A 13,199-nucleotide genomic window follows, 5' to 3' on the forward strand; every position below is an offset into this window, starting at 1 on the left:
AAACGAGTCTTAAATAGCTGCTCTTATGAGCAGCTATAATAGGAAGAAAGGTATTAAATTATGATTTCAATAAACCATCTATGACAACTAAAAAAACCTTGTTCAGCTGGCCTATTCAGTTAGTTTAGCCAGCCTTGTTGTTTCCCTTTTATACTTAAATAAATAAGCGCTAAGGCAATAAAAACCACCATAAGTGGCATTACAACCGAGCTTATTCCTAGCAAGGCAATGCTATCAATTATAAAAAAGTTGTAGTATTGCTGTATAATTATTGCGCCGAGCGATAAAGCAAAAGTAGGTGTTGCAAGCGATTTCTTAGCAAGTAAAAAAATGCAGCCTAAAGCACCACCAAAAACGGCAACGGCGAAAGCAATGGTGGCCCATAGTGGGGTGTTTGAATATGCAGCTTGTTGATCTAATGGTAGTTTACTGATCATATCTGGGCTTGTCATTATGTGCATAATGAATGCTATAACGCCCAATAAATTCCATATAAGAGCAGCCCAAGCGACAGGTTTAAACCAGTTTTTAGGTGTGTGAGATGACATGTGTAACCTTGTTTTTTATTATTATTAACAAGGTTATTAAAGAGTAAAAAAGCCAACTATACAAGTTGGCTTTTTTATAATGCGATTCGTAAGCTTACCCAAATGAAATAGGACGACGCCCTGTTTTTTCATCGACCTTTGGCTTTTTAGTGCGCTTACGTTTACTTTTTGCTGGTTGGCTTTCTGGCGGTGAAATGTTTTGTTTGGGTTCAACCGGTGTTTGTTCACTTGGTCTTTGCGCTGGGGTTGCATCTTCACTCAGGGATAGTTGAAAAAGCTCGCCATCAAATTCCAGTACATCACCACTGTATAATTTTTTCCGCTTTATTGTACAAATTTCATGGTTAACACCCACATAGCCTTCAGCGATTAGGTTCTTAGCTTGGCCCCCACCTTCAACTAAATTAAGTACTTTTAATAATTTACAGAGCTCTATCGGCTCTTCTTCTAGTTCGATTTCTATGTATTCTTCGTTCATTGTTACTCTCGGTGGAGGCTTGCATAGGCTGTAGTATAAAGGCATAGAGCCAATTATGCACCAAACCAAATCACTCAAATTTACGTATTAGATATTTTTTAAAAAATGACTCACTTTAAAAAACTGAAGTATTTATTAGTTAAGCTCCGGCGAGTCATGTTTGTAAGTGGCTTACTAATTGCTATAGCTGTGTCGAATTTAGAATACATAGAATCATGGAGTAAAAAATGGGCGTAAGATTAGCAATGAGAAAAGAGCTAATGGGCTTAAATCATTCAGACATGTTAACTGCCGATGACGTTAGGGAACACCTTAGTAAATCAATAAAAGAGCACGACCAAAAACCTGAACGCGGGTTTTCGGTTATTTCAAAATTTAACGATACACACAGCCAGTTACTCAGTGGCAACACTAACAAAAAAAGCGTTTTGGAATTTGAACGTCACCGCTTATTTAAAGAGGTGCTTTATACGCGTAAAAGTGTAGATGCTTGGTTGAATAACCAAATAAATTAGGTTGCTATAAGTTATTACCTTTAATAGACTACATTTGTAATCAATTGAGGTGACTATGAAAAAAGGATTTTTAATTTGTGTACTGGCATGTATGTTAGCCGCATGCCAGCAACCCACCGTTTATGTTTTTAGTGAAAATTTGCAATCTGAACAGCGCAACCAGCTCGATGCTGCGCTAAAAGCACAGAACCTTCCTTATGAATATGTAGAACTAGCAATCCCATCAGATTTTGGTGAGGCCACATTACTACTCTCAAGCGATAAAATTTACCCCAAAGAGACGGAGCAACTTGCAGCTATAATGCAAGAGTTAGGGTACGCGCCACAAGTTAATTATACAAGTCGCTCAAACCATTTTTATGGTGATGGCAATATAGGCTTTTATTTAAAAAATGCTGATGGAGAAGGCGCTTTTACTATGCCGTCTCGGCTAAGAACAACCCAATGCAGCGAAGATAAGTACAATGATTTAATCGTTTCCTTTACCAAAAAGCATGCTGATTTTACCTTACCCAGTGGCGCTATTGTGAGGTTAGGTTGGGAGTTTTTATATGGTTACGTTGTCATTTATTACAAAAATTATTCGCAAACATATAGCCACTCACAGCCGCTTGTAAATACGCCCTTTGGCGCCAAGCCATCCGATACTTACACATTTACAGCCCATGTTAACAACCCAAGCTGGCTTGATTGCTCATTACAGGTTATTTATATGGATTGAACTAACCGTGGTTTTCTATATAGTCACTGAGCTTAGTTATTCGTTCACTCATACCTTCAATAATACGGTCTTTAATTTTTTCTCTAATGACATTGGGTAACTGAGTGAGAGCTTCGGGAGTGATGGCAAGGACAATGGTGTCGGTTTTAGCGCGAGCACTTGTACTACGCTCTCTGTTATTTATAAATGCGCCTTCACCTATAAATTCACCAGGCTCTATAGTGCCTAATTCTAGTAAGTGATTATGCTTAAATACTAAAAGTGCGCCGCTAAGTACAATATACAATCGTTTATCGTTATCGAACTGTTTAAACAAAAATTGGTGCTGGCCAACTAAATACAATAGGCCATATGATTCTAATAAAATTTGACGCTCGTTAAGCGTAAATTCCTTAAAAAAATGTAGCCTGTTAATTATTTCCATTTGTTTGAACAATGGAATGTGTTCGATTAATTTCATGCGATATCAAAATTTAATGCACATTGTTAGCTAATATTGCGCTCTTTTAATTTTCGGGTCAATGTATTGCGACCCCAGCCTATTTTTATGGCGGCATCTTGTTTGTGGCCCGAACAATTAGCAAGTGCTGTTTTAATTAAGCGTGTTTCTAATTGTGCCTGTATGTCTGGCCAAATATTTTCTTTACCTTGTTTTAGTTCATTATTAAGCCATTGCTGAAAAGCATCCAGCCAATCACCTTCTTCTTGTATTGGTGTTACTTCAATAATTTCAGGGGGCAAATCTTGCTCTGTAACAAGCTCGCCAGGTGCCATAACCGTTAACCAACGACAAGTGTTTTCAAGTTGGCGAACATTGCCTGGCCAGTTAAATAAACGAAGTTGCTCGGTGGCTTTAGGGCTCAATACTTTACTTTCTACTTGCAGATCTTTAGCGCTTTTATGTAAAAAGTGTTGTGCTAAGCGTTCTATATCTTCGGTGCGTTCACGTAAAGCAGGTAAACGAAGGCGTACTACATTTAAGCGATGAAATAAATCGTCCCTAAACTTACCTTGTTTAACTAAGTCTTCTAAGTTTTGATGTGTTGCGGCAATAATACGTACATCAACTTTTATACTTTGATGACCACCAACACGGTAAAATTCCCCGTCGGCAAGTACGCGAAGTAAGCGTGTTTGCACATCTAAAGGCATATCGCCAATTTCATCTAAAAATAAAGTGCCGCCATTGGCTTGTTCAAATCGACCTTTTCGCACGGTATCGGCACCGGTGAACGCGCCTTTTTCATGGCCAAACAGCTCAGACTCAACTAATTCTTTAGGTATAGCAGCCATATTAAGGGCAATAAATTGGTTTTCTTTACGGGGACTGTGGTTGTGCAGTGCACTTGCGACGAGTTCTTTACCCGTGCCCGACTCACCATTAATCAATACACTCATGCTAGATGCTGAAAGTTTACCTATTGCTCTAAAGACCTCTTGCATAGCGGGTGCTTCACCAATAATGTGAGCACTTTTAGGAGGCGCTTGCTTACGTTTTGTTTTTTTTGTGGAATTTGCTCTAAATGCGCTTTCAACAAGTGCCACGGCTTCATTTAAATCGAATGGTTTAGCTAAGTACTCAAATGCCCCTTTTTGAAAGGCGTTCACTGCCGAATCTAGGTCTGAGTGCGCAGTCATTATTATTACTGGCAAGCCAGGGTTTTGTTCTGCGATGAGTTCAAGTAGGGCCATGCCATCCATACCGGGCATTTTCACATCCGATACTAAAACAGTAGGTTGACTAAACTTCAATGCATTAAGTACATCTTGCGCGTTGGCAAAGCTTTCTACATTAAAACCAGAGCGTTCAAGTGCTTTTTCAAGTACAAAACGAATTGATGCATCATCATCTACAAGCCAAACTGTTTTCATGGCAACTCCAAACATTAATCTGCAAAGGGCAGATAGATATTAAATTCAGTATGTCCAGGCCAGCTATCACATTCAATATAGCCATCGTGCTGATCAATGAGCGTCTGTGCAATCGAGAGTCCAAGCCCTGAGCCACCTTCTTTGTTGGTGATCATAGGGTAGAACAAGGTTTCACGTATGCTGTGATCTATGCCTGGTCCGTTATCAGATATTTGGATCAACAAGGCTTTTCTAGGTGCCTTACCTGGACGACGGTGTTGATGATTAATACGCGTTTTTATTTTTATCTCACCACCCTCAGTAAGCGCCTGCTGAGCATTACGAACAATATTTAAAACCACTTGTTGTATTTTACTCTGATCAATAAACACATCTGGGATACTAGGATCGTAATCTTTTTTCAATTCGATATTTGAACAATTATCGAGTGTGCTTAACTTCACTACCGACTCTAACGCTTGGTGTATATTAACGTAAGATTTTTGTGGCAGTTGATTAGGCCCTAAAAGTCTATCTACTAGTTCACGTAATCTGTCTGCTTGCTCAATGATGAGCTCAGCGCATTGATTTCTTTCTTGCTGATCAACCTCATATTGCAATAATTGCGCCGCTCCGCGAATTCCACCTAAAGGATTTTTAATTTCGTGTGCCAAGCCTCTTATTAAGTTACGTGCTGCTTGGTATTGATGCATTTGATTTGAAGCTTGATCGTGCTTTATTTCATCGTCTGTTTGACGACATTCTAATAAAATATACGCAGTACCTTTAAAGTTAATTCGCCTGGAATTAACACTCATTTTGGCATGGCGAGAATCGCTAAAGACTACGTCAGCTCTGTGTTGTTGGCAATCAACGCCATCAATTAATGAAAACTGTGCGATGCGTTTTAAGTCAATTGAATGGTAATTAAAAAGGGTATCAAAGGGCTGTTCGAGTAAGCGTTTAGTGGCAAGCCCCAGTAACTCACTGGTACTGGTATTGGCATAAAAAACGGTAAAATTTTTATCGAGAAGCATAACTGCCGTTGTTTGATTTTGCCATATGGCATCAAGCAATTCTGGGCTAAAATTTTTGTTATTAATCATATTTGCACCATTTTAGTGCGCAGGTGTTTACAGGCCAGGTTTTATCTTAAATGAGCTGCTGCGCCTAAGTATTAAGTTTTGCTTTAATTGCTATGGATTTTGCCTTTTCTGCGCATATTAAATATACGTGGCTCGCTCACAGCGATAATTTGGTTTTTCTCGTTAAACAGTCTTAGTTGAAGCATATGTTCACCGGCTTCAACATCAGCAATTGCAAATACTGAGTTATTTATTGCAGGGCCGTTTGCTTCTCCATTAACAAGCAATTGAATGGTATATCCTGCTTTGAAGCTCGGCATTACGCGGCTGGTGACATATATTGTGCCGGTATTTTCATGAATGGTTTGATTGTGCTCAGGTGACATAATGGCGATACCAAACCCTGTTTTTTTAGTATGGGATTGGCTGCTGAGAGTCGCTATATCTTTAGCGGTCATAGTTAAACTTTGGCTAGAGAGTTTTACCTCTGTAGCACCTTTACGCGGTGTATCTGAAAACACTAAAACGCCATTTTGATCTTTCCAAGCGTAAATTCTTTTTTCGCCCGCATAACCATAATTACTTAATCCTAAAATAATTATTAGCAATAAAATCTTACTATTCACACTGCTACCCTGCAATTTTTATGATTGCTTAACTTTAGTGGAGTTTAATTTAATTTACCATTAAAAAAGCCCGCAAAGCGGGCTTGAGAACACACATTCTTTTACAGTGTCAAATTAACAGCTGTAGTACATTTCGAACTCAACTGGGTGAGTTGTCATGTTAAGTTTTTCAACTTCTTGACCTTTAAGTGCAATGTAAGCATCGATTAGGTCATCAGTGAAAACACCACCTTGAGTTAAGAACTCACGGTCAGCACTTAATGCATCTAATGCTTCACCAAGTGAAGATGCAACTTGTGGAATTTCTGCTGCTTCTTCTGCTGGTAAGTCGTATAAGTCTTTATCCATTGCATCACCAGGGTGAATCTTGTTTTTGATACCGTCAAGACCAGCCATAAGCATTGCTGAGAAAGCAAGGTATGGGTTAGCTGTTGGATCTGGGAAGCGTACTTCGATACGACGACCTTTCGCAGATGGTACCACTGGAATACGGATTGAAGCAGAACGGTTACGTGCAGAGTATGCAAGCATTACTGGCGCTTCAAAGCCTGGTACTAAACGTTTGTACGAGTTAGTTGATGCGTTAGCAAATGCGTTAATAGCTTTAGCATGCTTGATAATACCGCCAATGTAGTAAAGCGCTTCTTCAGACAGACCGCCGTATTTATCACCAGCAAATAAGTTAACACCGTCTTTAGCTAAAGACTGGTGACAGTGCATACCAGAACCGTTATCGCCAACAATTGGCTTAGGCATGAATGTAGCTGTTTTTCCATATAAATGAGCCATGTTATGAATAACATATTTCATTTCTTGGATTTCATCTGCTTTTAAAACCATAGTGTTAAAGCGAGTTGCAATTTCATTTTGGCCAGCTGTTGCTACTTCGTGGTGATGTGCCTCTACTACTTGACCTAGTTCTTCAAGTACTAAACAGGTAGCTGAACGCCAATCTTGTGAAGAATCAACAGGTGAACAAGGGAAGTAACCGCCTTTAACACCTGGACGGTGGCCAGTGTTACCGCCTTCGTAATCTTTATCTGAGTTCCATGCCGCTTCTACAGCGTCAACTTTGTACATTGAACCAGACATGTCTGATTTGTATTTAACATCGTCAAAAAGGAAGAACTCTGGCTCTGGGCCAAATAATACAGTATCAGCGATACCTGTAGACTTCATGTACTCTTCAGCGCGTTTTGCAACTGAACGTGGGTCACGCTCGTAACCTTGAAGTGTAGAAGGCTCTACAACGTCACAACGTACGATTAATGTTGTTTCTTCAGTGAATGGGTCAAGTTTTACTGATTCAGCAACAGGCATTAATACCATGTCTGATTCGTTTATGCCTTTCCAACCAGCAATTGAAGAACCGTCGAACATTTTACCGTCTTCGAAAAAATCTTCATCAACTTGGTGATGAGGAATAGATACATGTTGCTCTTTACCCTTTGTATCAGTAAAGCGTAAATCAATGAACTTAACGTCATTTTCTTTAATAAAATCTAAAACCGATTGTGACATGTGTCCTCCAACTATTGGGTTTTATTATTGCTGCATAATTGCTTTGGGATTTATTAAGCTGATTTTGTGCCATTTTTATAACTCTATGTTTATAGGTTAAAAAAACTTAGTTGCTACAATGTGGGGCATAAAATAGCACCAATATGGTGCGGTTAAATTCCACTTTGGTGCAGACTATGTGCACTACAATTTGTTGTTAATTTAATCGCTCGAAATTAGCATAACCTAAATGTAAAAGAGTGCCAAAAATATCGTCTAAATAGTGTAAACTGCATTTTTGAAAAAATAATGACAATTTATTTCATATAATTGTCATATATAAAACAGATACTTAGTAAAAGTATTGAGAAAGTTTTGAAAATTGTATTGGATAAACTTTCATCCATGTCATTAATGAGGGATAATATGCGCCCTTTTAAATCCTATGCTTGGACATCTCGTGAAAACGCAGATGAGTGCGTAGATCTTGCAGGATCATTGAGAATTTAATTTCTCTGAGTAAATATATGAGCATCGAACAGTTAAGAAATATAGCGATTATCGCGCACGTTGACCACGGTAAAACAACTCTGGTTGACAAACTACTTGAGCAATCAGGTACATTAGAAACACGCGGCGGTAACGAAGAGCGCGTGATGGACTCAAACGACATTGAGAAAGAACGTGGTATTACCATTTTAGCTAAAAACACAGCTATCTCTTGGAATGACTACCACATCAATATCGTAGATACCCCGGGACACGCCGATTTCGGTGGTGAAGTTGAACGCGTACTTTCGATGGCTGACTCAGTATTATTACTTGTTGATGCTCAAGAAGGTCCAATGCCACAAACGCGTTTCGTAACGCAAAAGGCATTCGCGCAAGGCTTAAAGCCAATCGTAGTTATCAATAAAATTGATAAGCCAGGTGCACGCCCAGATTGGGTTATGGATCAAATCTTTGATTTATTCGATAACCTTGGTGCAACTGATGAACAGTTAGACTTTAAAGTAATTTACGCATCAGCTATCAACGGCTGGGCAACATTAGATTTAGACGAGCCATCAGACAACATGGAACCTATGTTCAAGATGATCGTTGATGAAGTATCACCACCGGATGCAGATCCTGAAGGTGACTTCCAAATGCAAATCTCTCAGCTTGATTACAACTCATATAAAGGTGTAATCGGTATTGGTCGTATTAAACGTGGTTCTGTTGCGACTAATCAACAAGTTACAGTTATCAGCGCTGACGGCACGACTCGTAACGGTAAGATTGGTTCAGTACAAAGCTACCTAGGCCTTGAGCGTATCGACACTGATAAAGCTTATGCTGGTAACATCGTTACTGTAACAGGTTTAGGCGAGCTTAAGATTTCAGATACTATTTGTTGTCCTAACAACGTTGAAGCATTACCACCACTAAGTGTTGATGAGCCAACAGTAACAATGACGTTCTCTGTAAACAACTCTCCGTTCTGTGGTAAAGAAGGTAAGTTTGTAACATCACGTAATATTCGTGAGCGTTTAGACAAAGAATTAGTACACAACGTTGCACTTCGTGTTGCAGATACAGATAATCCAGATAGCTTCCGCGTATCGGGTCGTGGTGAATTACACCTTGGTATCTTAATCGAGAACATGCGTCGTGAAGGTTACGAGCTAGCTGTATCTCGTCCAGAAGTAATCTTACGTACTGTTGATGGTGTGTTAGAAGAACCGTATGAAACACTAACGATTGACTGTGAAGAAGAGCACCAAGGTTCTATCATGGAGCAAATTGGTCTTCGTAAGGGTGAACTTACTGACATGGCACCAGATGGTAAAGGCCGTATGCGTATGGACTTTATGATCCCAAGCCGTGGCTTAATCGGTTTCCAAACTGAGTTCATGACACTTACTTCGGGTTCTGGTTTACTTTACCATACGTTCGATCACTACGGTCCGCACAAAGGTGGCGAGCTAGGTGTTCGTAAGAACGGCGTAATGATTGCAAACGCAACAGGTAAAGCACTTACCAACGCATTATTTAACTTACAAGAGCGCGGCCGTTTATTCATCGGTCACGGTGTTGAAGTTTATGAAGGTATGGTTATCGGTATTCATAGCCGCGATAACGACCTTACAGTTAACGCGCTTAAAGGTAAGCAACTTACTAACGTTCGTGCATCTGGTACAGATGAAGCACAAACATTGACACCACATCTGAACTATTCACTTGAGCAAGCGCTTGAGTTTATTGCTGATGATGAGTTAGTAGAAGTTACACCTGAGAACATTCGTATTCGTAAACGTCATTTAACTGAAAATGAGCGTAAACGTGCGGGTCGCGCTCCTAAATCATAATCTATTAATTTAGAATAATGATTTTTAAAAGCCGCTGTATTGCAAAATACAGCGGCTTTTTTGCTTTTAAAGCAAGAGAAGCTTTCAGTTATCAATACTGAGCTCTAAAAGCGAAGCGCCTCTTGTCCTCTTTGTGAAAAATATGCTTAAAAAATATTTGCATAAAGAAAAGTTAATGAGAAGTAAAAGAGCAAGCGCTAAAACAACTGATAGTTCAAAGCCTCTATTTTGTTGGTTGGTTTTTTCGTTTTGTTTCGCTGCGCCCAACCCAACCACACGCTAGCTTACATCACTTTTTTGGTAGTAAGGTGATTTTGCCAAATACATCTGCGTCTATAAATCCTCGGTTTCTGTCACCGTTAACTGGCTGTACTTCGTGTGACCCCATAAAGTGCTCGCGTGTTTCACTGCCATCGTTATCGCAATAGGCGAGCATAAAACCAATAACTTGTTTTTCTGTTAATTTAAGCGGTGTATTTTTTGCGCCTTGTTGATAATCATTCGGGTAGAGTTTTATCGCAACTTCCCAAGTAATGTTATAGGGGGCAGTGGTATTGCGTTTCCATTTGCTAACTAAGTGGTCGGTATACAAGTGCGCTTTTTTATCAGGGCCGTAATCGGCAGCTTGGTTATCAAGGCCAATATGGTACGCTAAAGCGGTATGGTTAAATTGGTGAATCCCGCCCGATGCATCGCTATCTATAAATATTTCAAGGGCATCGTCATCCCAATATTTATAGGTTGGGTCTGGGTGTGTATCTATTAAAACATCATCTACAATATCGGCTTGTAGGTATAAGAATTTTTCATCCCATAATAAGCGATATCGGCCTTTAAAGTCGGCGTCTGATGAAGGCAATGTACCATCCATTAAATGTGGCATATCGTGCCAAGCTGCCTTATCCCATGCGCTTTCAGATACGCCATCAATATTAATAGGGGTTGACGTATATTTAACGTCAGCAGCCATTATTTGGCTGCTGATCACTAAGCTCGTGGCTAACAGTACTTTTTTCATTAATTGTTCCATTGATTAAAGTTGGCTTAGCTTGGCTTAAATTAACAATAAAAACAATAATACATGTGAATTTTAACTAATAGTACATGTAATGCTGTCCTTTAAAGCTAGCATTAATAAGTGGGCACTTTCGCCAGACATTTTAAATGGATTAAAATCAACAGAGCCTGAAAATTTCAGATTCAGTGATTGGGTTACTCTAGATTGTGGAACATAACCCATAGACCACTTTTCAAATTCTCTTTCTGGAATTTGGGTATAGTTAAGCATAATTACATTGTGGTGACGTTTGTCGTTTAATATTTGTTGATAGGTATTATTTACTGCGGTTCTGGAGCCTTCGAGGCACTGTAAAAAGTATTCGTTACTAAAGCAAAGCATGCCGGTAACATGTGTTTTTACATTATAGGTACGAGCGCTTTGTAAAATACTTTCTATATCTTTTGGGCCAAAGCCGTCTGAAATTTTGCTTGCGTAAATGAGTCGTACTAGAAACATAATAACCCCACATTGCTTAGTTAATTAAAGATAGTTCAGCTAGAGGGTTATTACGAATTATGTTGATGTATTTCAGCTGGTGGGCAATTTAAAATTTAATACTTTCACCTTCATTTAAAATATAAAGCGGCACGGGTGATTTCATTGTTTTATGCATGTGTAATAAACGCAGTAAGGCTGAATGACTTGTCCGATCGCCCATTTTCCATGATGAGTTACCGTACCCCCAAGGTATCATTACCTTGCAGTTAAGCTCGTGTGCGGCTGTAAGAGCATCTTCTGGTGTAGTATGAACATAACGATACCATTTAGGGTTATCTTCGCTGTAGTACGATGCAATGGGCATTAAGCACACATCAATATCGCCATACTTTTGCTGAATATCTCTAAAGTGTTTGGAGTAGCCGGTGTCGCCTGCAAAAAATAAGGTACTGCCATTTTGTTCAAGTAGCCAGCCATTCCATAAGTCTTTATCGTTGTCTTCGTAAATAAAGGGCACTAATACACGGCTACTAAAGTGATGCGCTGGTAGTGCATGAATGGTTAAATCATCAATTTTAGTTTTTGCATACCACGCCATTTCGCTAATATTAAGTCCTGCGTTTGGAAAGTTATCTGCCATGCCCAATGGCGCTAAGTAGCGAGGTTGATTACCTATTTCTTCTATGTCTGATTTATTAAAATGATCGTAATGAATGTGCGAATACATAACGGCGTCTAGGTTTTTTAGTTCGCTTTGGGTAAGCCAATCGCCAGGTTGTCTATAAAACCCAGAGGCAAGCTTAAATGCTAAATCAACCGGGGAATCAAACTGCTCTTTTACGGGGTCAAATACAACATGTTGGCCGCTGGGTGTTCGGATCATAAAGCCAGCATGTCCTAACCAGCGTATATTAAAGCCAAGGTTTAGGTGCGGGTTTAATTGCTCAGCGTTATATGTGCAATTTTCAGCCGTGGTTTCGCATATTACGTTGGGGTGCTTTGGGTAGCAGTCGGTTTCACACGTAACTGGATAGTTTTTTTCGCCCGTATAGAGATTGTGATAGCGATCTTTACGCTCACCTGATTCATGAATTGGCGTTATGCTGTCTTGCCCAGCAATTATATTTACATTGTTTGCGCTGCAGGCGGCTAAAAAGCTTGAAGTAATAAGTAAGCACAGAGTATGAAATTTCATTTCGACTGTTGTTATTGTTTAAAAGAAATTAAAGCTTATCAAAAGCTATTTATTAAACAATGTGTTAATCGTAACAAAAAATAATTATAAAAAAGCCTGTTAGGGTAACAGGCTTTTAGGCGAACTATAATAAGTAGCATTATTAGGCTTTGTTCATTTGCTCAATAAACTTATTTGAATCGGCGATTGACTTGTTCATGTCGTTCATCAGTATCTGAATGTCGCGTTTAAGGTTAGTAAATTCACCTTTTATAGCAGCAACTGCCTGTGCATTTAAATTATGCTTTAAGTACAAAACGTTATCTTTTAGTGATGATAGTACTGGTTCCATTTTACTTTCAGCACTGCGCATAGAACGAAGAAGCTGATCAAATTGGCGCTTAGTGGCATTAAGTTTTTTACTGCTTTCGCGTTTTAACGAAGCGCTTTTGTACTGTTCTAATTCATCGCTCCACTCGTCAAACAAGGCTTCAGCAACATCCTCTACTTTATTGATATTGGTAGTAACGTCGTCTGCGGCTTTAAGGCTTGATTCGTAATCGTCATTTAGTTGATTGTAAGCATCTTGGAGCTCACCGCCATCAAAATTAATTAGTGTAGTTAAACGCTCAAGCGCTGACTGAAACTCTTCTTGAGATTCTTCTTGTGACTCTTTGGTTTCTTCTACGCGGTCAATAAGAATGTCACGTTTGTGAACACCTACTTTTTCCATTGCAGAATAGTAAGCTGATTGACACCCAGATAATGCTAACGTTAGGGCAAGTATTGATGCGCTTAACAGTGTTTGTTTTTTCATTTGATTCCCTATTTACGTGTAAGTGCTGTAAATTC

Annotated in this window: 14 protein-coding genes; 3 read left to right on the forward strand and 11 right to left on the reverse strand. The window is 39.3% G+C overall.

Annotated features, from left to right (window positions below):
- Positions 1-119: 119 nt before the first annotated feature.
- Together ACFI34_RS12800 and ACFI34_RS12805 are read right to left on the reverse strand one after the other, a co-directional pair.
- Positions 120-548, reverse strand: coding sequence for a hypothetical protein (locus ACFI34_RS12800; RefSeq protein ID WP_276754200.1), 429 nt, complete (start codon positions 546-548; stop codon positions 120-122).
- A 94-nt stretch (positions 549-642) separates the two neighbouring features.
- The gene (locus tag ACFI34_RS12805) at positions 643-1,026 is read right to left on the reverse strand and encodes an RNA-binding S4 domain-containing protein (RefSeq protein ID WP_039038297.1); all 384 of its coding nucleotides are present in this window, start codon (positions 1,024-1,026) and stop codon (positions 643-645) included.
- Positions 1,027-1,253: 227 nt separating this feature from the next.
- Between ACFI34_RS12805 and ACFI34_RS12810 the strand changes: the two genes are divergently transcribed.
- Both ACFI34_RS12810 and ACFI34_RS12815 read left to right on the forward strand, forming a co-directional pair.
- Positions 1,254-1,541, forward strand: a complete 288-nt coding sequence (locus ACFI34_RS12810; protein ID WP_462673770.1) for a hypothetical protein — start codon at positions 1,254-1,256, stop codon at positions 1,539-1,541.
- A gap of 55 nt (positions 1,542-1,596) precedes the next feature.
- Positions 1,597-2,262, forward strand: coding sequence for a hypothetical protein (locus ACFI34_RS12815; protein WP_462673771.1), 666 nt, complete (start codon positions 1,597-1,599; stop codon positions 2,260-2,262).
- A gap of 1 nt (position 2,263) precedes the next feature.
- Here the strand turns inward: ACFI34_RS12815 and ACFI34_RS12820 are convergent, their stop codons facing one another.
- The 5 genes from ACFI34_RS12820 to glnA all read right to left on the reverse strand — a co-directional run bounded on the left by ACFI34_RS12820 (position 2,264) and on the right by glnA (position 7,345).
- Entirely contained in the window at positions 2,264-2,722 is a 459-nt protein-coding gene (locus ACFI34_RS12820) for a cyclic nucleotide-binding domain-containing protein (RefSeq protein WP_006791339.1), read from the reverse strand.
- A gap of 26 nt (positions 2,723-2,748) precedes the next feature.
- Entirely contained in the window at positions 2,749-4,134 is a 1,386-nt protein-coding gene (gene ntrC, locus ACFI34_RS12825; RefSeq protein WP_033018844.1) for a nitrogen regulation protein NR(I), read from the reverse strand.
- Positions 4,135-4,148: 14 nt separating this feature from the next.
- Positions 4,149-5,219 carry a nitrogen regulation protein NR(II) gene (gene glnL / locus ACFI34_RS12830; protein ID WP_462673772.1) on the reverse strand — a complete coding sequence of 357 codons (1,071 nt, stop codon included), beginning with the start codon at positions 5,217-5,219 and terminating at the stop codon, positions 4,149-4,151.
- Positions 5,220-5,302: 83 nt separating this feature from the next.
- Positions 5,303-5,824, reverse strand: a complete 522-nt coding sequence (locus tag ACFI34_RS12835; protein WP_462673773.1) for a DUF4124 domain-containing protein — start codon at positions 5,822-5,824, stop codon at positions 5,303-5,305.
- A gap of 114 nt (positions 5,825-5,938) precedes the next feature.
- Positions 5,939-7,345 (reverse strand): glutamate--ammonia ligase, encoded by a 1,407-nt coding sequence (gene glnA / locus ACFI34_RS12840; protein WP_462673774.1) that lies wholly within the window; start codon positions 7,343-7,345, stop codon positions 5,939-5,941.
- A gap of 506 nt (positions 7,346-7,851) precedes the next feature.
- Between glnA and typA the strand changes: the two genes are divergently transcribed.
- A complete protein-coding gene (typA, locus tag ACFI34_RS12845) occupies positions 7,852-9,675 on the forward strand; it encodes a translational GTPase TypA (protein ID WP_462673775.1) in 1,824 nt (607 codons plus the stop codon).
- A 289-nt stretch (positions 9,676-9,964) separates the two neighbouring features.
- Here the strand turns inward: typA and ACFI34_RS12850 are convergent, their stop codons facing one another.
- The 4 genes from ACFI34_RS12850 to ACFI34_RS12865 all read right to left on the reverse strand — a co-directional run bounded on the left by ACFI34_RS12850 (position 9,965) and on the right by ACFI34_RS12865 (position 13,164).
- A complete protein-coding gene (locus tag ACFI34_RS12850) occupies positions 9,965-10,693 on the reverse strand; it encodes a CBM9 family sugar-binding protein (RefSeq protein WP_462673776.1) in 729 nt (242 codons plus the stop codon).
- A gap of 72 nt (positions 10,694-10,765) precedes the next feature.
- Positions 10,766-11,191: a BLUF domain-containing protein gene (locus ACFI34_RS12855; RefSeq protein WP_462673777.1), complete on the reverse strand. Its 426-nt coding sequence runs from the start codon at positions 11,189-11,191 to the stop codon at positions 10,766-10,768.
- A gap of 88 nt (positions 11,192-11,279) precedes the next feature.
- Positions 11,280-12,368 (reverse strand): MBL fold metallo-hydrolase, encoded by a 1,089-nt coding sequence (locus ACFI34_RS12860; protein ID WP_462673778.1) that lies wholly within the window; start codon positions 12,366-12,368, stop codon positions 11,280-11,282.
- Between the two features lie 142 nt (positions 12,369-12,510).
- Complete coding sequence (locus tag ACFI34_RS12865; RefSeq protein ID WP_006791329.1) at positions 12,511-13,164, reverse strand: DUF2959 domain-containing protein; 654 nt, start codon at positions 13,162-13,164, stop codon at positions 12,511-12,513.
- Between the last annotated feature and the right edge of the window lie 35 nt (positions 13,165-13,199).

The organism is Pseudoalteromonas sp. PSi26 (genome assembly GCF_054960575.1).